Origin of the sequence: Methylocystis sp. SC2 (assembly GCF_000304315.1) — a bacterium.
Lineage (GTDB): Bacteria > Pseudomonadota > Alphaproteobacteria > Rhizobiales > Beijerinckiaceae > Methylocystis.
In genome coordinates this window covers 1,174,886-1,196,714 of the sequence record NC_018485.1, presented here as the reverse complement: position 1 = coordinate 1,196,714, position 21,829 = coordinate 1,174,886, and the positions used below count along the sequence as shown (strand labels likewise).

Sequence of the window (21,829 nt, the reverse complement as noted above, 5' to 3'; positions counted from 1 at the left end):
CGAGCTATTCGACCTTTCCCCGCTCCGCGAGGAAATCGAGCAGCGCCCGGACGCGTGAGGGCAATGGTCCGCCCCGGCCGATATGGATGGCATGGAAGGCTTCGCGATCGCCAGGGTTGAGGTGATCGAGCACGGGGACGAGACGGCCGGCGGCGATGTCGTCGCGCACCGTGAAGGCGGCGAGACGGGCAAGTCCGCCGCCGCCGAGGGCCAGACGCCGCAAGGCTTCGCCGTCGCTCGCCTGCACACGCCCGACGGCCGGAACCACGACCGTTTCATCGCCCTTCTTCAGGGGCCAACCGTCGACGGTGCGGACATATCCGAAGCCGAGGCGACTATGGCCGTCGAGGTCCTCGATCGTCTTCGGCGCGCCGAAGCGGGCGAGATAGGACGGCGCAGCGACGATCGCCATCGCGGCGTCGCCGAGCTTGCGCGCGACGAGGCTCGAACTCTTCAACGGACCCGCGCGCACCGCCACATCCGTGCGCTCCGCCAGGAGATCGACGATCTGGTCGGTTTGCACGAGATCGAGCGTGACGCCGGGGTGGCGCTCCAGGAACTCCGGCAGGATCGGCGCGAGGATATGGGCGGCGTAGGACGCGCTGGTGTTGAGCCGGATGCGGCCGACCGGCTGCTCGCCGGCGCCGGCGTTGCGCTCGGCGTCCTCGATATCCGCCAGAATGCGGGTCGCCCTTTCATAGAAGGCGCAGCCCTCCGGCGTGAGCTGGAGGGCGCGCGTGGATCGGTTGACGAGGCGCGCGCCGAGCCGCGTCTCCAATCGGGTGACGAGCTTGCTCACGGCCGAGGGGGTCATGCGGCAGACGCGAGCGGCGGCGGAAAAGCCGCCGTGTTCGACCACGCGGGCGAAGATTTCCATCTCGCCGGACCGATTGATCTCAGGTCGCGCCATTGTCTTTCAATTCATAAATGATGTTCCAATCCGCATTCTATATCACCGGACGCCGAATCTCTATCTGTCGTCTCGCCGCCTTCAACCTCGGCGCCGCCATCGGCGCCAGCGCGGGCGGCTTCGCGGCGCCGGTCTCGCCGCCGCGCCGTTGTGGGCGGCGCTGTTTCCGCTCGCGGCGATCCTCGTCGCGGGGGTCGCGGTCAGCGAGGAGCGCGCGGCCAAGCGCGTCGCCCGCTGACGCCGCCGCTCCACATCCTGCGAAAGGGCATGCCATGGACGTTCGCTTTCTCGGCCGCTCGGGGCTCAAGGTCCCGGTCCTCAGCTTCGGCGCCGGCACGTTTGGCGGCAGCGGCCCGCTCTTCGGCAATTGGGGGACGAGCGACGCCATCGAGGCGCGTCGCCTCGTCGACATTTGCCTCGACGCCGGCGTCAACCTGTTCGACACGGCCGACGTCTATTCCGATGGCGCTTCCGAGGAAGTGCTCGGCGCTGCGATCAAGGGCCGACGCGACGCCGTGCTGATCTCCACCAAGATCGGCCTGCCGATGGGCGACGGGCCGAATGACGCCGGCACGTCGCGGCTTCGCCTGATCCGCTCGGTCGAGCGCGCCTTGAAGCGACTTGGCGCAGACTATCTCGATCTCTTGCAGCTCCATGCCTTCGACGCCGCGACGCCGGTGGAGGAAGTGCTGGCGACGCTTGATGCGCTCGTTCGCTCCGGCAAGGTTCGCTATGTCGGCGTGTCGAATTTCGCGGGCTGGCAGATCATGAAGTCGCTGGCCGTCGCCGACGCCCACGGTTGGCCGCGCTATGTCGCCAATCAGGTCTATTATTCGCTCGTCGGCCGCGACTACGAATGGGACCTGATGCCGCTGGGGGCTGACCAGGGCCTCGGCGCCCTCGTCTGGAGCCCGCTCGGTTGGGGACGGCTGACCGGCAAGATCCGCCGCGGCGCGCCGCCGCCGGCTGAAAGCCGACTGCATGAAACGGCCCGGTTCGGCCCGCCGGTCGACGAGGAACGCCTCTATCGCGTCATCGACGTGCTCGACGAGCTCGCCAGCGAGACCGGCAAGGCCGTGCCGCAGATCGCGCTCAATTGGCTGATCAATCGCCCGACGGTGGCGTCGATCATCGTCGGCGCGCGGACCGAAGCCCAGCTCCGGCAGAATTTGGGGGCCGTCGGCTGGACGCTGGCGCCCGACCAGATCGCGCGGCTCGACGCGGCGAGCGCCGTCATGCCGCCGTACCCCCATTTTCCCTATCGGATCCAGGAGGGCTTCGCCCGCCTCAACCCGCCGACTTACGCGATGGAGAATGCGCTGCGGAACGCAGGGTGATCGGCGGCGGTTGCGTAGCCATGGCGCTGGACGACATCGCGCCATGGTGGCGATCGGCCGGCATCGGGCCGCGCTATACGAAGATGTGAACTTTTTCTACGCCATCGCCCGATGATGGCGGCGTTGACATGCAATGCGCATATTCCTAAGTTTTGCGCCCGGAAATGATGGGCCGAGTCCACAATTTCGCGGAGGTGTTGCATCGTCGGCTTAGAATGCGTGCAGCGTTGGCCAGCATGCCGCTTTGCAACCATCTCTCAGCGAAAATCGTGGAGTGGCGGAACAGTCAACGCTAGACGAGTTGCGGGCGCGGGTGCGCCGTCGCCCGGAAACGGCCGGTTCAGTGGCGTTCGCTGAGGCGAATCGGGGCGAGCGCGACCACGCGTGATTTTCATCGACGCCTCGACTCTGTTCGAAGCTCTTTTCTTACGCGAGCAGCGAAAGCCGAGGAAGACTGGCTGCTCGCCCTGCGTCAAACACTCCACGCACCTCATTTGTTTATCGTCGAAGTTGCAAGCAAAGATAAAGTCCGCCGCGTGATTAACGCCGTCATCCAAATCCAGCATGGCTCATGCAGATCGGCAGCTGCCGGACCAATCGACAACTTTCTAGGTGGAACCTACCTCCGCTAAAGCAGACGGAGAAATCCTCGGTTAGGCTCCGGTGCGGGATCTGACATGAGCGTTCATCAGGAAATGACGCCCGACAGCGTCGACTTTCAGGCTCTGCAGGCGGAGTGCGGGCAGGTGGAATTTCCGGCCGGCGAGAGACTGCGGACGGCCGGCCAGCATTACCAGGACATGTATCTGCTGGTCGAGGGCGCCGTCGAGGTGGATTTCCTCCCCGCCGGCCGCAAAGGCCAGGTCGTGTTGACAGGTTTTGGCCAACCCGTGGGCGAAATCGGCTTTCTGCACGGGCGTCCGGCGACGGCGACTGTCACAGCGCTTAGGCCAACGCGCGCGTTACGTATCGACGACGCCACTTTTTTGCGCTTGGAAACGCGGCACCCGACCGCATTTGCCTCGATTTTGCGTCGCCTCGCGGAAATCGCTGAAGATCGAACCAGTCAGAATCTCATTCTCTATCTGCCGACAGAATTCGCTGGCGAGCAAGGCGTCGAGGTTCTGCTGTGCCGCAACGAGGAGATGCTCACGCGCGCACAGCGGTTGCGATATGACGTCTACTGCGAGGAATTGGCGAGAAGATCCCCGTTTGCCGACCATGAAAAGAAGGTCATCGTCGACGACCTGGACAAATTTGGCCGCACGTTGATTGCGATCGAGGCGGGCGAGGCCATAGGCACGCTACGCGGCAATCTTCCGCGCGAGGGGCCGCTTGGCGCCCTGGCGCAGCTTTATGGAATGGAGTCGTCGCCGCATTTTCCTGACTGCGTCGCAGTTTGCACAAAATTCGTCGTGCGGAAATCAACGCGCACGGGTCCCGCAGCATTGAAGCTGATGTCCGCAATGGTCCGCCTCGGTCTTCGACTCGGCGTGAAGGAATGTTTCATAGACTGCGTTCCGTCGCTTTTGCCCTTCTATAAGGCGATCGGCTTTTCTGTCGCAGGCCCCATGTTCCTTCATGTCGAAAATGGTCCGTCGCTGCCGATGGCGATTGACGTTGTCAAACATGCCGCGCGCCTGAAATGATCGACGTTCCGTCGCAGTTGAAGGACCGATTGGAACGGTTTTGGCGATTTAGGGAAGACGGCCATGTTCACAACGACGGAATGGATGATGCTGCTGGCGATTGCAGCGCTCGGGCATGTGATGGCGCTGATTTGGCGCTTCGCGGCGACGAGCGAGTGGAAATTGTGCGGGCGCAAGATCTATGACCTGTCGATCAGCGAGGAGCAGATCCGGCGCGAGCTGAAGAATTCGCTGCATGCACCCATACATGCGGCGATCCTGGGCGCCTTTCTTCTGCTCGGGTTTTTCGCCAACCGCAGCCTATCGTCGTTCGTCGCGACCGCGCTTGCGACAACGCTGTGGGCGGAGGTCTGGCATTATGTTTCCCATCGCGCTTTCCATCTGCCCGCGCTGCATTGGATTCACGCCGAACATCACCGCAGCCGGATCAACAGCCCGTTCACCGCAATCTCCTTCTCCTTTACTGAAAAGCTCATATTTGACCTCGGATTGCTCGGGCCCCTGGCGGTCATTGATCATTTCGTTAGCTTGAACATTTATGGCGTAGCCGCTTGGCTTATCGGTTATCTCGTCATCAATTCCTTCAGCCATGCGAATTTTGAAATAAAATCACGCGACTATAACGAATGGTCGGGAAAGGTTCTGACGACGGCGACCTATCACGCGCTGCATCATTCTCGATATACGGGCAATTATGGTCTGGGAACGCGGATCATGGATCGCGCTTTCGGCACTGAATGGGCTGACTACGAAGCGCTTTACGACCGCATCAATCGCGAGCGGCGGCCACTGCGCAATCTGCGCGAGAAGGCTGCGCCGGCCGATGCGCCGCCGGTTGCGCCATAGACCCTTGGCCATGCCGCAAAATCGGCGCGGCCGGCAGGCGATAGCCCCGAGCCGAGGGATGCGCAGGAAGGAAAAGTTAGATGTTCGAGACGATCAATTCGTCGCCGTTTTATCCGCCATTTGTGAAGCCGGCCGCCAGACCACTCCGGTTCCCGGCCAATCTGATCGCGCTGCTCAACAACAATCTGGAGGCCATACCCGAACAGGCGTACTTCGAAACGCTCGTCGTCGCTCCCGGCCCGCCCCGCATGGCTTTTTTCACTGGCCCGGATCTCGTCAAGGAGCTTCTGGTTACGCGTCCGAATGATTTTCCCAAGGGGAAGTTGCAGGTTGAAGTGCTGCGGCCGATGTTCGGCGACGCCATGATCTCTTCGGAAGGAGGCGACTGGCGCTGGCAGCGCAGCGTGGCGGCGCCGCTATTCCGGCATGAGGAAATCCTGCAATTCGGGTCGATCATGAGCGACGCGGCGGCGGGGATCGTTGCGCAGTGGCGCGCGGCCGCGCCTGGCGTCACGCATCCGATCCACAGACAGATGATGCGCGCGGCGTTTCACGTCATTTCGAACACGATGCTGGTGGGCGGCGCGCGGCAGATGCTGGACGCCATCGAGGTCGGACACGCAGACTACTACCGGGGCGCGAACTGGTGGGTGGCTTATAAGCTGCTCGGTCTGCCGCACTGGCTGCCGCGGCCGGGCGGGCGCCGGATGCGCGCGCATGAACGGCGCCTGCGCGAGGCGGTGTCACAGATTGTGCGACAGCGGAAGGACAGCGCCGCCGCAGATAATGACCTGCTCGGGCGGATGCTTCGCGCCCGCGATCCAGATACTGGACAAAGCATCACGCACGAACTTCTAGTCGACAATATCGTCTCCTTCCTGGTGGCGGGATATGACACCACGGCTTTCGCCCTGACCTGGACGCTTTATTTGCTTTCGCAAAGCCCGAAGTGGGAGGCCCGCATTCTGGAGGAAGTGGAGCGTGTCGTAGGGGATGCGCCCGTCGCTTCGATCCATGTCGCAAATCTCGTCGTCGTGCAGCAGGTGCTCAACGAGTCGCTGCGGCTCTTTCCGACCGCGCCGATCGTCATTCGCGACATTGTCGAAGACATGGAATTTAACGGGACGATTGTTCCCGCCGGCAGCATTGGGATCATCCCGATCTACGCCATTCACCGGCATCGGCGGATATGGGAAGATCCGAACCGGTTCGATCCATCTCGCTTTGCGCCCGACAGCACGAAGAAACCCACGCGGTTTGAGTACCTACCGTTTGGCGCCGGACCGCGCATCTGCATCGGCGCCTCCTTCGCGACGATCGAGGCTACAATCATGCTTGCGACCTTCGTGCGAGCCGCCCACTTCGAGCTTGCGCAGGAGCAGCAGGTTCGCCCGGCCGGGCGCATGTTCTTGTTTCCCAAGGACGGCATGCCGATGCGCGTGGCGTTACGAAAAACCGCGCCGCACGCATGAGTGAGCCGCAACTCGCCGGAGGTTCTGTCGCGATCTGTGCTGGCCGAACGCGAAGTCCGAATCAGGGGAACGAAGGGCCATTCACGGCGGACGCTCGCCGGAGAAGCAGGCGAAAAATCGGCTACCGGCGGCGCGCCCACTTCTGTTCTGAACTGGCGGAAGGGGTGGGATTCGAACCCACGGTGGAGTCGCCCCCACGCCGGTTTTCAAGACCGGTGCCTTAAACCGCTCGGCCACCCTTCCGCGCCGATCGTGATATAGCACGCGTCGTCTTTTTCGCGACCCGGATTTGCGCGTGCCGCTCTACTTCGCCTATGGCTCCAACATGGACGCCGCCGCCATGGCGGGTCGCTGTCCGCGGTCCCGGCTGCTCGGGCGGGGACGGCTTGCCGGCTTCAGGACGATTCTCATGCCTTCAGGCTTTGTCAGCGTCGCGCCGGACCGCCGCATGAGCGTTCACGGCGTGCTGTGGGACGTCGCGATCGGCGACATGGCGTCGCTCGATCGCTACGAAGACGTCGCCCACGGTCTTTACGCCAAGAAAAATCTGCCGATTCTGCGCGAACCGGTCGGCTCGGTCCGCGCGCTGACCTATGTCGGCGCGCGGCTCGATCTTGGCGCGGCGCCCCGCGGCTATTTCGAGGCGGTGATCGCCGCGGCGCGGGCGCAAGCGCTGCCCGGCCAGTATGTCGATTATCTGTCGAGCCTGCTTACCGCTCAGCAATCAGGGCGACGATCATGAATGCGAAAACGCCGATCGTCGGCGCCGTCGACGAATTGCGCCGCTATGTGCGCGCGCGCCGCGCCGCCGGCGAGCGCATCGGCCTTGTGCCGACGATGGGGGCGCTCCACGCCGGCCATCTGTCGCTCGTCGACGCGGCGCGTCAGGCGGCGGACCGCGTCATCGTCACGATCTTCGTCAATCCGGCGCAGTTCGGCCCGAACGAAGATTTCGCCCGCTATCCGCGCACGCTTGCGGCGGATGTCGAGAAGCTTTGCAGCGTCGCCGCGGATCTTGTCTTCGCGCCCGCCGTCGACGAGATCTATCCCCCGGGCTTTGCGACGAAAGTCGTGCTCGAAGGGCCTGCGCGCGCCGACCTCGAAGACCGATTTCGGCCGACGCATTTTTCCGGCGTGGCGACGGTGGTGACGAAGCTGCTCAATCAGGCGCAGGCCGACGTCGCGGTCTTCGGCGAGAAGGATTATCAGCAGCTCCTGGTGATCAAGCGTCTCGCGCGCGATCTCGACATCGCCACCGAAATTGTCGGCGCGCCGACGCTGCGCGAAGCCGACGGCCTCGCCATGTCTTCGCGCAACGTCTATCTCTCCCGCGAGGACCGCGCGCGCGCAAAGCAATTGCACGGCGAAATGAGCGAGGCGGCCCGGCGCATCCTGAAGGGCGAGAACAACGGCGCCGCGACGGGCGCGGCGCGGGACGCGCTGACCGCCGCCGGATTCGAGGTCGACTATCTCGAAGCGCGGCATGCCGAGACGCTCGCCCCGGTCGCCTCTCTCGCGGATGGTCCCATGCGTCTGCTCGCCGCGGCGAAGCTCGGCGCGACGCGGCTGATCGACAACATCGCGGTTCAATCATGAGCGATTGGGAGATCATACGTCTTTTCATCGAAGGCCGGGTGCAGGGCGTCGGCTATCGCGCCTTTCTCGTGCGTGAGGCGCTCGCGCTCGATCTCACCGGCTGGGCGCGCAACAGGCGCGACGGCGCGGTCGAGTCGGTCGTCTCTGGGCCGCGCCCGGCGCTCGCCGCGCTGATCGCTGCGGCGCGCCGGGGCCCCCGGCTCGCGCGAGTCGACGCGCTGCGTGAGGAGCCGGCGGATGAAGCCGCGCTTGTCGCGTTTTGCGGCGCGGGATTTTCCGTCGCCCCTGACGCGTGAGCTGGAGAGAAGAAGATGACGAACGGCCATCGCTTTGTTCTCGCCGGAGTCATGGGCTGGCCGATCGCGCATTCGCGCTCGCCGAAAATCCATAATCACTGGTTCGCGCAATATGGAATCGAGGGCTGCTACGCGCCGCTGCCGGTCGAGCCCGGCCGGCTGGAGGCGGCGCTGCGCGCCATGCCGGCGCTCGGCTTCGCCGGCTGCAATCTCACGATTCCGCATAAGGAGACGGCGCTCCAGTTTCTCGATCATGTCGATGATTCGGCGGCGCGAATCGGGGCGGTCAACTGCATCGTCGTCGAAAGGAACGGCGCTCTGATCGGCCGCAATTACGACGGTTACGGGTTCATCGCGTCGCTCTATGAGGCGGCGCCGCTTTGGCGCGCCGAGCGCGCGCCCTGCGTCATCATCGGCGCCGGCGGCGGCGCGCGCGCGATCGTCCACGGCTTGCTTGAGGCGGGCGCGCGCGAGATTCGTCTGTTCAACCGCACCCTCGCGCGCGCGGAAATTCTCGCCGCCGACTTTGGCCCGCGCGTGTCGGCCCTGCGCTGGGACGAACGCCAGGCGGGGCTCGCCGGCGCGGGACTTCTCGTCAATGCGACGAGCCAGGGCATGGTCGGCCAGCCGCCGCTGGATCTGTCGCTGGCGGCATTGCCGACATCGGCGCTCGTCGCCGACATCGTTTATGCGCCGCTGGAGACGCCCTTATTGGCGGCCGCCCGCAAACATGGCGCGACTCCCGTCGATGGGCTCGGCATGCTGCTGCATCAGGCGCGCCCGGCGTTTCGCGACTGGACCGGCGTGATGCCGGAGGCGACGCCGGCGCTGCGCGCCATGATCGTCGCAACGCTATAAAAGAACGCTATAAAGAAAGAGCGCCGCGACATCGCTAGCGGCGCTCTTCCTGACATTGCTTCATTGCTTCGTTACGCCGCGCGCGCGCCGTAGATCGGCGCGATGGCGAAGTTCAACAGACGTTGCGCGAGCGTCATCAATTCGGTGGACTGCCGCAGCAGCGCGTCGATCCGTTCGCTCACGAAACGCGACTGAAGCGTCGTCACCTCGTCGATCGTCTTGGCGTTGGCGAGCCGCTCGGCGAAGTCGAGGAACGCTGTGGCGTTTTCCGCCCAGAGATCGATGGACTTCTGCTGCCAGAGGGCAGGGTCGAATTCTTCGGCCTCGCTTTCGGCGGGCTTTGGAGGTTCGGGGATCGCGAGGGCTGTCGTCGGAGCCGCAACGACCACCGGCGTCTGCGCTTCAACAGGAGCGGGCGCAGGCTCTGCGCTGACAGCTTCGCTCGCCGTCGGAGTCGCCTCGGTCTCCGGAACGCTGGGGGCCGGGCGTTTCGATTCGGGGCCCTTTGGCTTAGGGGAACCGTTCTGCGGATTGGCCATTGAGCTTCTCCCCGTTAGGACTTCGTCGTCGAGCGCTGAAGGCTCGCGCCAAGCTCCGTGGTCTGTTCCTGGATCGCGCGCAGCTGCGCCTGCACGAACTCCGACTGAAGCTTGAAAACTTCCTGCGGGTCCTTGGCGTGAACGAGCTTTTGGGCGAGATCGAAGGCCGCATTGACATTGGCCTCAGCAAAAGACAGGGCCTTGGCGCTAACGTCCTTGGCGCTCGGCAGCCCGAACGGCAGGTCCGCCGACGTGTCGAGCGCCTTCTGCGCGGCTCCGGCGAAACCTTCAAAGGCCTTGCGCGCCTGTTCGACGCTCTTCTCCGCAAAATCGCGGACTTCAGTGGGAATTTGATAGACAGCTTCGACCATGGCGCACCTCCGTGCGGTGAAAATTCAAACAAGCCCCGCGCTAAACCATATGTAACCCGCGCCGCGCCCGGCCCCAATGACGATCTGGCGCTCACTCATACTGCCCGATTTGATGTTGCAATGCAATAATTTTGTGCGCCGCAGCAGATCGAGGGCGGCGGCGCGGATTTGGACGGAAGCGCCGGAAGCGCAGAAATACTATGAAAAATGCGCGACAATCATAGACCTTGCGCGTCGCGGCGATTAATTTGCTTTCCTTCCGTTAGCGTCGAGCCGACGAGACGCCTGGAAAGCGCGCGGCGAGCGAGACCGTCGGTTGAGGCGGTAGGCAATGGGCGGTTCGCACCAGGACCTCGAGGAAGACGCGCGAGCCGCCGCTTGCGTGGCCGCGGATCCTGTTTTTTCGGCGCTCGACGCCTCCGGCGCGCCAATTATCGCGGCGAGCGGCGATCCCCTGCGCATCGCGTTTATGAACGGTCCGGCGCGCGCCGTCTTTGGCGAAGACGCCGGCGGGCTCGCCGAGCGGCTGTTTCGCGGCGACGAGCCAGGGCCGCGACGTCTGGCCGAGCTTGTCGGCGAACTGCGCCGCCGCCCCGGTCTTCGGCTCGAGCGGCTTTGCTTTCGCGCTTTCGCGCTTTCGCAAACGGTCACCTTTCTCTGCCGCGGCCTCGCCGGGGAAAGCGGCGACTGTTTCGTTATCGCGGCGCTTGGCGTGCGCGCGGATGCGCCAGCTCAGGACCGGCGCGCGCCCGACGCTTCGGTAGAAGCGCGGGTCACCGACGCGACGGCGGCCCTCCGCCGCCGTCTTGCGGCGCGACATGGCGCGCGTTCGCCGCGCTTTCTGTGGAAGACCGACGCGGCAGGACGGTTCACCGATGTGACCCACACGCTCGCCGATGTGGTGGGCGAAAAGGCCGCCGACATCCTCGGCCGCTCAGTGCAGGATGCGGCGCACGCCCTTACGCTCGACGCCGCGTTCGCCCGCGCCGTCGCCTCGCGCCGCGCGTGGAGCGGCGTCGAGGTCGAGTGGCCTTTGGAAGGCGACGCCGGATGTGTGCCGACGACGCTCGGCGCTTTGCAGTTGACCGATTCCGCGGGGCGGTTTCTCGGCTATCAGGGCTATGGCGTGTTGCACATTGAGCGCGGGCGGGTCGCCGAACCCGCAGCGGCGACGGCTTCCCATCCGAGCGTCGAAGAGAACGCCGTCGAGCCGTCGGCCGACAATGTCGTGATGCTGCGCGCGCCGGCTTCGGCGCGCGCCGATGTGAGAGAGGCGCTCAGTTCGAGCGAACGCCTGGCGTTCGACGAAATCGCGCGGGCGCTCACGGAAGGCGATCTCGCCATCCCCGCAGCGGAGGCCGCCGCGCCGTCGGAGCCCGAGCCTGACGCGCAAGCGGCGCCGACGCGTCGCAATCTCGAGTTCATCGCGCCAGGCCCGGAGCAAAGCGCCCTGGCGCTCGCCCGCACGCTCGAAGAAAAGCTCGCCCGGGCGAAGTCCGAGAGCGCGCTGCTTGGCGCGGCTTTCGACCTCTCGCGCACGCCGCTTGCGATCGTGTCGGCCGACGGGATGGTCGTGAGAGCCAACGCGCCATTCGCGGCTTGCTTCGCGACAGAGGCGCCAGCGCTCGAGAGCCGCAACCTGACGTCGTTGCTCAGCCCGTCCGACGCGCGAATCCTCGGTCAGAGCTTTGCTGACGCCCAGCCGCACGTCCACGCACGAGTGTCGCTGGCCGCGACGCCGATGCGCGGGAGCGTCCCTCTCGATCTCATCCCGCGCCGGGTCTCCGTCGACGGAAAGCCGATGATAGTGGTTTCCGCCGAGCCTCGGGAGGCCGCGTCCGCGGATGACCGCGCGCTTGAAGCGGCGCGTCTGGCCGCCGAAAGCGCCAATGCCGCGAAGTCCGATTTCCTCACCCGCGTATCGCATGAAATTCGCACCCCGCTGAACGCCATCATGGGCTTTGCGGAAGTGATGATGGAGGAGCGTCTCGGGCCGATCGGCTCTCCTCGCTACAAGGAATATTTGAAGGACATTCGCGCTTCCGGCGCGCATGTCTTATCCCTCGTCAACGATCTTTTGGATCTCTCGAAGATCGAGGCGGGCAAGATGGAGCTTTCCTTCTCGCGCGTTGACGCCAATGCGGCGATCGCCGAATGCGCGTCGATCATGCAGGCCCAGGCCAATCAGGGTCGCGTCGTCATGCGTCTCGCGCTTGCCGCGGGACTGCCGCCGCTGCGCGCCGATGCGCGATCGCTCAAGCAGATTCTTCTCAATCTTTTGTCGAATGCGGTGAAGTTCAGCGAGCCGGGCGGTCAGGTCATCGTGTCAAGCGCGCTAAACGACGCCGGCTCTGTCGTCATCCGCGTCAAAGACACTGGGGTCGGCATGTCGGAGGAGGATGTCGCCACCGCCTTGGAGCCGTTCCGGCAGGTCGGCGCTTCGCGCAAGGCGAGCGGAACGGGGCTTGGACTGCCGCTGACAAAGGCCCTGATCGAGGCGAATCACGCGTCGTTCAGCATCAAGAGCCGTCACAACGAGGGCACGCTGATCGAAATCGCGTTTCCGCCGCCGCAAGCGCTCGCAGCGGAATAGTCCAAACGGCGAATGGGGAAAATTGCCGCCGCAGCGGCAAGCGAGAGCTGAAGCAAATCAGCTCGGTCCGTTGGCGTAACACCGCTGGCGCTCAGGCCAAGCAGCTGCCCGCCAACGGACCATATGGGACGTAACGTCCCGCTTTCTTGAACTTACTTGCCAATCCGCATCGCGACGAGAGCGCCGCCGACGACGATAGCGAGCATGAGTCCCGGGATAAGATACTGCATATTTTTTCCTCCCACGTTAAGCCAGCCAGTGGCTCTTTTTTCCGGCTTCGCCGCGATATAGCTTCACCAAAGGGCACAGTCTTTGTCAAGCGCCGCCTTGCCCTATTTGTGCGGGCATGTGCCGATCTTCGCTGCATCGGATCGCCTCGTCGCAGGCCGACAATCGCGGCGCTGAAGCCACCGGCCCGTAGAAATTGCGGCGCGCAGACCGAGCGAGCGTCGCGCATTGCCGCCGTGGCGCGGTTCCGCCAAAGTCGCGGCCCCTCTTCAAAGGCGACTCGCATTTCTCATGACTTCCGCCCCTCGCGCCATCGATCTTAACGCCGACCTCGGAGAAGGTTTCGGCCATTGGCGCATGGGCGACGACGACGCCATGCTCGACATCGTAACGAGCGCCAATGTCGCTTGCGGCTTCCACGCCGGCGACCCCGACATCATGGCGACGACATTTGCGCGCGCCAAAGAAAAAGGGGTCGCCGTCGGCGCCCATGTCGCTTTTCCGGATCTTGCAGGATTTGGACGGCGCTCTTTGCCGATGAGCGCGCGGGAGATCGAGCGCGCGGTCGCCTATCAGCTCGGCGCGGCGCAGGCGCTCGCGATTATGAGCGGACATCGGATCACGCATGTGAAGGCGCATGGCGCGCTCGCCAACATCGCCGAGCGCGACGCCGACGTCGCGAACGCCATCGCCCGCGCGGTCCGCGGCGTCGATGCGTCGCTCGCGCTGCTCGCGATCGCGCGCTCCGAGCAGACGCGCGCCGGCGCGCGCGCGGGGCTGCGCGTCGTGAACGAAATTTTCGCCGACCGCGCCTATATGGACGACGGACGCCTGCAGCCGAGATCGCAAGAAGGCGCGGTGATCGAGGATGTCGAAAGAGCGAGCGCCCGCGTGCGCGACATGCTGGCCGGCGGCGGTCTGCGAACCATCAGCGGCGGACTCTTGCCGACGCAGATCGACTCGGTCTGCGTTCACGGCGATTCGCCGCTTGCGGTTGAAATGGCCCGCAGCCTGCGCGCCGCGCTCGCAGGCGACGGCTGGAAGCTGCGCGCCTTCATAGGAGCCTGATCGCGATGGACGATGACACGCCGCGCTTTCTCGACTGCGGCGAGGCGGCGCTGTCGGTCGAATTCGGCGACAGCGTCGATCCCGCGATCAACGCCCGGGTGCTGGCCCTTGACGAACGTCTTCGCGCCGCGCCGCCGGCCGGGCTGCGCGAAACGACGCCCACCTACCGCGCGCTGTTCCTGCGCTACGAGCCGCTCGAAATTTCGCGCGGCGCGCTCATTGCGGCGATCGAAGCTCTGATCGGGCCTGCCGGCGTTGAGGCGTCGCAGCCGGCGGCGCGCTGGACCATTCCCTGCTGCTATGATCCTGAATTCGCGGAGGATCTTGGCGAAGCCGCCGCGCTGCTCGGGCGGACGGCGCACGCCATCGCGCAGCTGCACGCCGGCGCCGACTATCGCGCCTACATGTATGGTTTCGCGCCGGGATGGTGCTATCTCGGCGGACTGCCTCAGGCGCTCGCGATCCCGCGGCGCGTCAGCCCCCGCGGTCCGACGCCGCCGGGCGCGGCGCTGATCGGCGGCGCGCTCTCTCTGATCGCCGCCAATCCCATGCCGACCGGCTGGTATGTCGTCGGACGCACGCCTGAGCGCATGTTCGCGCGGGACCGCAGTCCGCCTTTTCTTGTCGCGCCGGGCGACGCCGTGCGCTTTGAGCCGATCGAGGTAAAGACGTTCCTGACGCTGGACGCGCGGGCGGCGGCCGGCGAGATCGTGGCGCGACGGGAGGCGCTCCAATGAGCGCGCGGCTGCTGATCGAGGCCGCCGGGCCCGGCGTCACGATTCAGGACGAGGGGCGCTTCGGACTGTCGCGCTACGGCGTCACGCCGGCGGGGCCGATGGATCGTGGCGCTTATCTTGCCGCGACGCGCGCCGCCGGCGCCGACAGCGCAATCGAAGTTTCGGTTGGCGGCGCAGCGTTTCGGGCGGAAGGGGCGAGGCTTTGCGTCGCGGTGGCGGGCGGCGACTTCGACATTCGGCTGGACGGGCGGCCAATGCCGCCGGCCTGCCTGCTGCCGCTTGGCGATGGCGCACGGCTCGTCCTGCGCGCCGGCCGCTCGGGGGCGTGGTGCTATGTCGCGGTCGGCGGAACGCTCGATCTCGCGCCCATGCTGGGCTCACGCGCCGCGCACGCCCGTTCGGGGCTGGGGCCGAAGCCGCTCGCCGCCGGCGATGCGCTCTCGCTCGCAGAGGCGCCGCCGCCGCTCGAGCCGCTGGCCTTGGCGGCGCCTTGGCTGACAGCCAGCGACGCGCCGATCCGGCTGCTGCTTGGGCCTCAGGCGGAGTATTTCGCTGAGGAGGAGATCGAGGCCTTTCTGAACGCGCGCTGGCGCATCGGCGCGCGCAGCGACCGCATGGCCTATCGTCTCGAAGGGCCGGCGATCCGGCATTTGCGCGGACATGACATCGTTTCCGACGGCGTCGCCATGGGCGCGATCCAGATTCCCGGCGACGGCGCGCCGCTGGCGCTGATGGCGGACCGACAGCCGACCGGCGGCTATCCGAAAATCGCGACGGTGATCGGGGCGGATCTGGGCCGGCTGGCGCAGCTGCGTCCTGGCGAAGACCTGTCCTTCCGCGCCGTGGATTGGGACGAGGCGGTCGCCGCCCGCCGCGCCTATTTTGAGGCTATCGAGGCCGGCGCGACGCGCGAGCCTCTAAGCGCCGAGATCACCACCGAGTCGCTGCTGGCGGAAAATCTCGTCGGCGGCGTCGTCGACGCGCTAGACTGATTATTCCGCCGGCTCCTTGACCTCGGTGAGGAGAGCGACGGGCTCGGACGGCTGCGGCGCCGTCGCGGCCAGGGCCGCCTTTGCCGCCGCCTTGCGCCGCTTCCACCATTTGATCAGCATCATCCACCAGGGGTCGCCGACATGCAGGTGATAGCGCAGCGGCGTCTTGATGATGGCGAGCACCAAACCGATCGAAAACAGGCACCAGACCGCCGGCCATTCATTGATGTTGCCGGTCGTCAGGCTCGCCAGGAACGGACCAGCGACCCAGGAGAACAGGATGAAGCGCCAGCTGCCGTAGAGCGAGGGGATATAAAAGGCCATCAGCGGATATTCGATGTAGCCGCGGCCGAGATAGGCGTTGTCCGCCATGGAGTTGCCCATACCGTTGGTCGGCAGCAGCCAGGCGATGTGCCATTCGCCGCGCACCGTGCAGAGCACGTCGCCGCAGAGCGGCCGACCCAGGGCGCAGTGGCCCGCCCAGGCGAAGGGATAGAGCTGGAGCAGCATGGCGATCGCCGCCACGAAACAGCCGAAATAGGCCCAGGGCGCGATGATGCGGGCGCTGTCCTTGGGCATGAAATAGAGCGCGACGGCGTTAATGAAGAAAGGCTGGAAGGTGATGTGGAGATAACCGAACATGGTCATCAATTGATTGAGCGGCGAGTCGCATTGGTTGAGAACCGAATAGGCGACCGCCTGAAGCGACTCCATGCTGGCGAAGTAGAGCAGGCAGACCCAGAGAGCGAGCGGTTCAGGGTCCTTCTTGAGCGCCGAATAGGCCGCGCCGGCGATTCCCGTCGCCGCCAACACCGTTGACGCCTCTCCACTCCAACACATTCGGCATTTCCTCTTTTATTGTCTGCGACCCGATACACTATCCGCCGGGTCGGTCAAAGCCCCCGATCGGCTGAAAGCCCTTGCGTTCAAGGCAAAGAGTCGGGCGAGGCGTCCGCCGGCGCCAGCTCGAAGCCGGCGAATTCGAAGCCCGGCGCGACCGTGCAGCCGACGAGGGTCCATTCGCTCGCCCCCTGGCCGAGGCTTCTCGCCGACTGCCAAACGCCTGCGGGGACCACGGCTTGCGGCCGCTCGCCCGCCGCGAGGGCGGCGCCGAGGCGCAGGACTTCGGTCGGGGCGCCCTGCGACGCCATCTTCAGCTCCAGCGGCGCGCCGGCGTAAAAGTGCCAGACTTCGGCGGCGTCGACCCGATGCCAGCGGGATATCCCGCCGCCAGGGAGCAGATAATAGATCGCCGTCGAGGCGGCGCGGGGGCCGCCGACCGGCAAGGAATCGCGAAAGGTCTGCCGATAAAAGCCGCCCTCGGGATGGGGCGCCAGATCGAGAAGCCGCACAACCTCCTCAGTCGAGAGCCCGTTCGTCATGCGGCGAAGCTGTTTTTGCGCTCGCGCATCGCGGCGAAGACGGCGAAAGGATCGGCGCCCTGCATGCCCATTGCGGCCTTCACGCTCGGGTTCTCGACGCGCAAGAACGGGTTGGTGGCGTTTTCGAGCGCGATCGTCGTCGGCAGCGTGAATTTTCCGTCCTTGCGCAGCTCGGCGACGGTCTGCGCCCGCTCGCGCAACACTGAGTTCTCCGGATCGACAGTGAGCGCGAATTTGGCGTTGGCCTGCGTATATTCGTGCCCGCAATACACCTGCGTTTCGCCGGGCAGATTGGCGAGCGCTTCGAGCGTGAGACGCATCATGTCCATGGTGCCCTCGAAAACGCGGCCGCAGCCGAGCGAGAACAGCGTGTCGCCGACAAACAGGATTTCATCGTCGCCGAAATAATAGGCGATGTGTCCAAGCGTATGGCCGGGCGTTTCGATGACGCGCGCGCGCGCCTCGCCGACTTCCACGATATCGCCCTCCGAAACCGCGCGATCGAGCGGCGGCAGGCGATGCGCGTCCTTGGCGGCGCCGATCACCTTCATGTGCGGAAAGCGCGCCCTGAGCGTCTGCGTTCCCTGCACGTGATCGGCGTGGTGATGGGTCAGCAGCAAATGCGTCAGCGGCCAGCCGCGCCGCTCGGCCTCATTGGCGATGGCTTCGCCGTCGGGCGCATCGACGCTCGCGGTCGCGCCGAGCTCCGGCTCATGAGCGAGCAAGCCGAAATTATCGTTGAGGCAGATGAACTGCGCGACTTCCAATGCCATCGGGCTTGTCTCCTCGGGCGGTCCCTATCATAAACGCGCTTCGCCAAAAAACGCGACTGCGGCGCGCGAACGATCCCTGCGCCTTGCGCCGTTGCGCGATTGCGCCGATGATCCGCGCCATGCTGGACGTTGTCGAATTGCGCGCGTTTTACGATACGGCGCTGGGCGGGGTCGCCCGCCGCCTCGTGTCGCGGCTGGTGCGCGCGCGCTGGCAGGACCACGCCGGCCTGCGCGTGCTCGGCCTTGGCTACGCGACCCCCTATCTTGACGGGTTTCGCGAGAAAGCGCAGCGGGTTCTAGCCTTTATGCCGGCCACTCAGGGCGTCGTGCATTGGCCGCTCGACGGGCGCTCCGCCTCCGCTCTGGTGGAGCCGTCGATGACGCCGCTGCCCGACGCCAGCATGGATCGCATCCTGATCGTGCATGCGCTCGAGACCGACGAACATCCGCATGATCTCCTCGAGGAGATCTGGCGCATTCTTGCGCCGGGCGGCCGGGTGCTGATCGTCGCGCCGAGCCGCACGGGGCTTTGGGCGCGCGTCGACACGACGCCCTTTGGACAGGGCCACCCCTATTCGCGCGGCCAGCTGCAGCAATTGTTGCAGGCGGCGCAGTTTCTGCCGCTCTATTGGGACGAGGCGCTTTATGTGCCGCCGTTCCAGCGCGCGTCGCTGCTGCGCTCGGCGCCGGCCTTCGAGCGAATCGCCGGGCGCTTTTCGCTGCCCGGCGGCGGCGTGCATATCGTCGAGGCGACGAAGCAGCTCTATCGCCCGGTCATGCGCCGCGCCGTGCGTCGCCTGCCGATCGAACTCGAGCCGGCGATGGAGCCCGCCGGCGCCGAGGCGGGGCTGGAAGGAATAAGTTAGAGCGTCGCACGACGGCTTCGCGCCTCACCGCCGGCGGAGTTCGACGGCGACGCCGAAGGACTGCGCCAGGAACAGCGCGCCGTGGATCAATCCGGTTTCGTCGATTCCATGGCCAAGCCGCGCCGATAGGTGCCATTGGGTCGGCACGCCGGAGTCGGCAAGCGCATTGGCGGACATGAGCAGCGCCTCGACCGGGATCATTTCGTCTTCTTCGCCGTGCGCCAAGAGGACGGCGGGCGGTTTCTCATAGGCCGTCGGCGCTTCGTCCGCCTCCGCCGGCCCGAGCACATAGACTCCCGAATAGCCGAGAATCGCGCGCGGCGCGCGCTTGCGGCGCAGTCCCGTATGCAGCGCCATCATCGTGCCCTGGCTGAATCCGACCAGCGCCAGCGCGCGATCGTCGAACCCGCGCTTGTCGAGCTCGGCGTCCAGAAAGGCGTCGAGCGTCGGGCGCGCAGCGACGCAGCCGCGCCAGCGTTCTTCGGGATCGCGCATGGTGAGCGGAAACCATTGTCGTCCGGTCGGCGACGCGGCGCATCGGTCGGGCGCGTGCGGCGCGACGAAATCGGCGTCGGGAAGGAAGGCGCGCCATTGGCGGCCGATCTCGATGAGATCGGCGCCGTCGGCGCCGTAGCCGTGAAGAAAAACTACGAGCTGCTTCGGCTTGCCGGAACGCGCCTGCACTCTCGGACCGTCAATCGCCGCCATGAACCTGCGCCCCTTCGTCGCATCGATGCGTGGCGAGGTTATGCGCGAAGCGCGGCGCCGGCGCAACGGCGCGCGAAACTATCGCTATACTATAAGGTCTTAACGAAAAACGAGACGATCTTGAACGCATAGATGCAAGCGGCGGCCAGCGTGCTGTGCTTGACCATGGTCATGGCGAGATAGATGTGATCAGGCCTCATGAAAACCCTCATAGTCGCACGCAAACGCTGCGCGCCGGCGATCGCATCAGGAGCGACCCATTGGAGTGAGACAGTTGCTTTGCGAAGCGTCGCGCGGCCCGCGTCTCGAACCGGCTCCCGCAAGAGCCGCGCCATGCGCCGTCGGTTCGATTGCGTCGGTTCGCCGCAGGCGAAAGAAAGTAATGGCGTCGAACCCTTCGTCGGCACCTAAACTTTGACGACGCGCCGGTCAAGCGAAGCGCGCTGAGTTTCCTGGCTTTGCGACAATGTGTCACCTGAAAGCGCGCTGCGGAGCATCGTCCCGGCGCCGCTGGCGATTTCGCCGAAATGCACGAAATAGCGATAGGAAAGTCATCGATCAGGAACGCGAAGAAAGGCTGACCCTATGGCCAGGTTTGTCATCATTGCGGGGCTCGTCATGGCCGGCCTCGGCCTTCTGTGGATGGTCGGCGAGAGATTTGGCCTTGGGCGCCTGCCAGGCGATCTCGTCGTCGAGCGCGGCAATTTCAAATTCTATTTTCCACTCGCCACGTCGCTCATTTTGAGCGTCGTCGGCAGTCTGCTCTTGTGGATATTCAGTCGGTGAGCCTTTTGACAATTCGACGCGGGCGTCCGTAATGTCGCCGAAGAAGGAGGCGCCGGTGCCGCAGTCGTTTAAAACTTTGTCCGTTCCGCAAATGGCGGTTCTGCTCTGCGTCGGCTCGGTCGCCGTGACTTGGCTCGGCGTTTTTCTTTTCAATCGGCTCGCGCATGCGTGGATTCATGGGCGTCGCAACGCCAATGAAATGATCGGACTGACGCTCGCCGCCTATTCGACGCTTTACGGAATCTTGTTGGGATTGCTCGCGGTCGAGGCCTATCAGGATTTTTCTTCCGTTCAGGACATCGTCTCTAAGGAGGCGTTGACGATCGCCACCCTTCATCGAGATTTCGACGGCTTTCCGCAGCCGACTCGGGGCGAGCTTCAGCGCGATCTGCACAACTATGCGCGCGAGGCGATCGACACTGTCCATCCGCCGCCCAATGTTCCTCAGGACCCCCATTCGCGTTCGCCTGGATTGACGGCGCTCTTCGCGCAGGTGATGAGTTTTCAGGCCAAGCTGAAAAGCGAGGAAATCGTTCAGACCGAGGCGTTCAGCCGTCTGAACACGCTGGTCGAGCATCGCCGCTATCTCATCGCCGCCGGCGCGAATGGCATTCCAAAGGAGCTGTGGCTGGTGGTCTGTCTCGGCGGTTTGTTGTTGCTGGGCCTGATATGCATCTTCGACATGGAGCTCCATGTCCATCTGATCCTGAGCGGCGCGATGGCGCTGTTTCTTGGCTCGGTGATCTTTCTGATCGCCGCGATGGACAATCCATTCAACGGCGGCATGACGGTCGACTCAGGGCCGCTTGAAGCGGTGCTGGGCGCCTTCCCGGAGGCGCGCTGAGGCGTTGCTGGCGGTCCCGAAGGGATTCGAACCCCTGACCTTCGGTTTAGGAAACCGCTGCTCTATCCTGCTGAGCTACGGGACCGTGCGAGCTTCTTTAGCACGGCGCGCGCTTTAAAAAAATTCCGTGCGCGCGCCGGCCGGCGCTTTCGGGGCGTTACTCCTCAGGAAATATTCCGGGCCGCTTCCTCGAGCTGCGCGATGCATGCGCCCCAGCCGTCGTAGAATCCCAATTCTTCATGGCGGCGGCGTTCGGCCTCGTCCTTGTGCATGACGCGCGCGACGTAGCGCGTGCCGGAGCCCTCGTCGGCCATGGTCAGAATCGCCGTAAAGGCGAGCCAGGGCGAGGCGGGACGCCAGCCGCCGACCAGCATCGAGGTGAAGATGATGCGCTCCTGTGGCGCGATGTCGAGAAAGCAGCCGGGATTGTCGCTTTCTCCGCCATCCGGCCCGCTCATGAACGTGTGGAAGGCGCCGCCGGGGTGGAAGTCGAAGGCGCGAATCTCGGTTGTCCAGGGCCGCGGGCACCACCATTGCTGAAGGATCTCAGGGTCGGTCCACGCCTTCCAGACGCGCGCGCGAGGGGCGGCCACGAAGCGGGAAATTTCAAGATCGAGTTTCTGATCGCCCATCCTTAATCCTCGCTTTTCTCAAGGAACGCGTCCAAACCATCGAAGCGCGCCTCCCAATGCGCGCGTTGCCGCGCGAGCCACGCCTGCGCGGCGTCGAATCTTTTTGGCTGGATGCGGCAGGTGCGCACGCGACCGACCTTTCGACTCGTCACGAGCCCGCTCCGCTCCAGAGTCTGCAGATGCTGCATGACCGCAGGCAGCGACATGTTGAGCGGCCCGGCCAATTCGCTGACATTCGCCGGCCCGCGCGCAAGGCGCTCGACCATGGCGCGTCGCGTCGGATCGGCGAGCGCCGAGAACATGCGATCGAGACTCTCGGAACGCTTAGGCATGTGCTTAAGTATCA

General features: G+C 65.1%; 24 protein-coding genes and 2 tRNA genes. 15 read left to right on the top strand and 11 right to left on the bottom strand.

Annotated elements, in window-relative coordinates; genetic code table 11:
- Positions 1-4: 4 nt before the first annotated feature.
- Entirely contained in the window at positions 5-910 is a 906-nt protein-coding gene (locus BN69_RS05660) for a LysR family transcriptional regulator (protein ID WP_041926816.1), read from the bottom strand.
- 272 nt (positions 911-1,182) lie between these two features.
- Here BN69_RS05660 and BN69_RS05650 point away from each other — a divergent pair, with 272 nt between their 5' ends.
- From BN69_RS05650 to BN69_RS05635, 4 genes are all read left to right on the top strand, one after another.
- Positions 1,183-2,247 (top strand): aldo/keto reductase, encoded by a 1,065-nt coding sequence (locus tag BN69_RS05650; protein WP_014890601.1) that lies wholly within the window; start codon positions 1,183-1,185, stop codon positions 2,245-2,247.
- 677 nt (positions 2,248-2,924) lie between these two features.
- Positions 2,925-3,896 (top strand): cyclic nucleotide-binding domain-containing protein, encoded by a 972-nt coding sequence (locus tag BN69_RS18370; RefSeq protein ID WP_014890600.1) that lies wholly within the window; start codon positions 2,925-2,927, stop codon positions 3,894-3,896.
- A 63-nt stretch (positions 3,897-3,959) separates the two neighbouring features.
- Positions 3,960-4,742: a sterol desaturase family protein gene (locus BN69_RS05640; RefSeq protein ID WP_014890599.1), complete on the top strand. Its 783-nt coding sequence runs from the start codon at positions 3,960-3,962 to the stop codon at positions 4,740-4,742.
- An 80-nt stretch (positions 4,743-4,822) separates the two neighbouring features.
- Positions 4,823-6,214 carry a cytochrome P450 gene (locus BN69_RS05635; protein ID WP_014890598.1) on the top strand — a complete coding sequence of 464 codons (1,392 nt, stop codon included), beginning with the start codon at positions 4,823-4,825 and terminating at the stop codon, positions 6,212-6,214.
- Between the two features lie 153 nt (positions 6,215-6,367).
- Here the strand turns inward: BN69_RS05635 and BN69_RS05630 are convergent.
- Positions 6,368-6,457, bottom strand: a tRNA-Ser gene (locus tag BN69_RS05630).
- A 46-nt stretch (positions 6,458-6,503) separates the two neighbouring features.
- Here BN69_RS05630 and BN69_RS05625 point away from each other — a divergent pair.
- Genes BN69_RS05625 through BN69_RS05610 form a run of 4 tightly spaced genes read left to right on the top strand, consistent with a single transcriptional unit; the run spans position 6,504 to position 8,964 of the window.
- Positions 6,504-6,956, top strand: a complete 453-nt coding sequence (locus BN69_RS05625; protein WP_014890597.1) for a gamma-glutamylcyclotransferase family protein — start codon at positions 6,504-6,506, stop codon at positions 6,954-6,956.
- Positions 6,953-7,810, top strand: coding sequence for a pantoate--beta-alanine ligase (gene panC, locus BN69_RS05620; RefSeq protein ID WP_014890596.1), 858 nt, complete (start codon positions 6,953-6,955; stop codon positions 7,808-7,810). The genes BN69_RS05625 and panC overlap by 4 nt, the downstream gene beginning before the upstream one ends.
- A complete protein-coding gene (locus BN69_RS05615) occupies positions 7,807-8,106 on the top strand; it encodes an acylphosphatase (RefSeq protein ID WP_014890595.1) in 300 nt (99 codons plus the stop codon). Before panC ends, BN69_RS05615 begins: the two co-directional genes overlap by 4 nt.
- 15 nt (positions 8,107-8,121) lie before the next feature.
- Positions 8,122-8,964, top strand: a complete 843-nt coding sequence (locus BN69_RS05610; RefSeq protein ID WP_014890594.1) for a shikimate dehydrogenase — start codon at positions 8,122-8,124, stop codon at positions 8,962-8,964.
- A gap of 71 nt (positions 8,965-9,035) precedes the next feature.
- On the opposite strand, the gene BN69_RS05605 is transcribed toward BN69_RS05610, so the two are convergent.
- Positions 9,036-9,503 (bottom strand): phasin family protein, encoded by a 468-nt coding sequence (locus BN69_RS05605; RefSeq protein WP_014890593.1) that lies wholly within the window; start codon positions 9,501-9,503, stop codon positions 9,036-9,038.
- Positions 9,504-9,517: 14 nt separating this feature from the next.
- Positions 9,518-9,874: a phasin gene (locus BN69_RS05600; protein WP_014890592.1), complete on the bottom strand. Its 357-nt coding sequence runs from the start codon at positions 9,872-9,874 to the stop codon at positions 9,518-9,520.
- A 331-nt stretch (positions 9,875-10,205) separates the two neighbouring features.
- Between BN69_RS05600 and BN69_RS05595 the strand changes: the two genes are divergently transcribed.
- The 4 genes from BN69_RS05595 to BN69_RS05580 all read left to right on the top strand — a co-directional run bounded on the left by BN69_RS05595 (position 10,206) and on the right by BN69_RS05580 (position 15,492).
- Complete coding sequence (locus BN69_RS05595) at positions 10,206-12,467, top strand: sensor histidine kinase (protein ID WP_014890591.1); 2,262 nt, start codon at positions 10,206-10,208, stop codon at positions 12,465-12,467.
- A gap of 519 nt (positions 12,468-12,986) precedes the next feature.
- The gene (locus tag BN69_RS05590; RefSeq protein WP_014890589.1) at positions 12,987-13,763 is read left to right on the top strand and encodes a LamB/YcsF family protein; all 777 of its coding nucleotides are present in this window, start codon (positions 12,987-12,989) and stop codon (positions 13,761-13,763) included.
- A gap of 5 nt (positions 13,764-13,768) precedes the next feature.
- Entirely contained in the window at positions 13,769-14,500 is a 732-nt protein-coding gene (locus BN69_RS05585) for a 5-oxoprolinase subunit B family protein (protein WP_014890588.1), read from the top strand.
- Positions 14,497-15,492 (top strand): 5-oxoprolinase subunit C family protein, encoded by a 996-nt coding sequence (locus BN69_RS05580; RefSeq protein WP_014890587.1) that lies wholly within the window; start codon positions 14,497-14,499, stop codon positions 15,490-15,492. The genes BN69_RS05585 and BN69_RS05580 overlap by 4 nt, the downstream gene beginning before the upstream one ends.
- On the opposite strand, the gene BN69_RS05575 is transcribed toward BN69_RS05580, so the two are convergent.
- The 3 genes from BN69_RS05575 to gloB form a co-directional block, all read right to left on the bottom strand.
- Positions 15,493-16,332 carry a DUF5765 domain-containing protein gene (locus BN69_RS05575; protein WP_014890586.1) on the bottom strand — a complete coding sequence of 280 codons (840 nt, stop codon included), beginning with the start codon at positions 16,330-16,332 and terminating at the stop codon, positions 15,493-15,495.
- Positions 16,333-16,418: 86 nt separating this feature from the next.
- The gene (locus tag BN69_RS05570) at positions 16,419-16,874 is read right to left on the bottom strand and encodes a cupin domain-containing protein (RefSeq protein WP_014890585.1); all 456 of its coding nucleotides are present in this window, start codon (positions 16,872-16,874) and stop codon (positions 16,419-16,421) included.
- The gene (gene gloB / locus BN69_RS05565; protein ID WP_014890584.1) at positions 16,871-17,647 is read right to left on the bottom strand and encodes a hydroxyacylglutathione hydrolase; all 777 of its coding nucleotides are present in this window, start codon (positions 17,645-17,647) and stop codon (positions 16,871-16,873) included. The genes BN69_RS05570 and gloB overlap by 4 nt, the downstream gene beginning before the upstream one ends.
- A gap of 107 nt (positions 17,648-17,754) precedes the next feature.
- Between gloB and BN69_RS05560 the strand changes: the two genes are divergently transcribed.
- A complete protein-coding gene (locus tag BN69_RS05560; RefSeq protein ID WP_014890583.1) occupies positions 17,755-18,513 on the top strand; it encodes a class I SAM-dependent methyltransferase in 759 nt (252 codons plus the stop codon).
- Between the two features lie 24 nt (positions 18,514-18,537).
- On the opposite strand, the gene BN69_RS05555 is transcribed toward BN69_RS05560, so the two are convergent.
- Positions 18,538-19,221 (bottom strand): alpha/beta hydrolase, encoded by a 684-nt coding sequence (locus BN69_RS05555; protein WP_014890582.1) that lies wholly within the window; start codon positions 19,219-19,221, stop codon positions 18,538-18,540.
- Between the two features lie 585 nt (positions 19,222-19,806).
- Here BN69_RS05555 and BN69_RS05545 point away from each other — a divergent pair.
- Entirely contained in the window at positions 19,807-20,007 is a 201-nt protein-coding gene (locus BN69_RS05545; RefSeq protein WP_014890580.1) for a DUF2905 domain-containing protein, read from the top strand.
- A gap of 31 nt (positions 20,008-20,038) precedes the next feature.
- Complete coding sequence (locus BN69_RS05540) at positions 20,039-20,851, top strand: bestrophin-like domain (RefSeq protein WP_014890579.1); 813 nt, start codon at positions 20,039-20,041, stop codon at positions 20,849-20,851.
- An 8-nt stretch (positions 20,852-20,859) separates the two neighbouring features.
- On the opposite strand, the gene BN69_RS05535 is transcribed toward BN69_RS05540, so the two are convergent.
- The 3 genes from BN69_RS05535 to BN69_RS05525 all read right to left on the bottom strand — a co-directional run bounded on the left by BN69_RS05535 (position 20,860) and on the right by BN69_RS05525 (position 21,815).
- A tRNA-Arg gene (locus tag BN69_RS05535) sits at positions 20,860-20,936 on the bottom strand.
- Positions 20,937-21,015: 79 nt separating this feature from the next.
- Positions 21,016-21,483, bottom strand: a complete 468-nt coding sequence (locus tag BN69_RS05530) for an SRPBCC family protein (protein WP_014890578.1) — start codon at positions 21,481-21,483, stop codon at positions 21,016-21,018.
- A 2-nt stretch (positions 21,484-21,485) separates the two neighbouring features.
- Positions 21,486-21,815, bottom strand: a complete 330-nt coding sequence (locus BN69_RS05525; protein ID WP_041926813.1) for an ArsR/SmtB family transcription factor — start codon at positions 21,813-21,815, stop codon at positions 21,486-21,488.
- Positions 21,816-21,829: the final 14 nt, after the last annotated feature.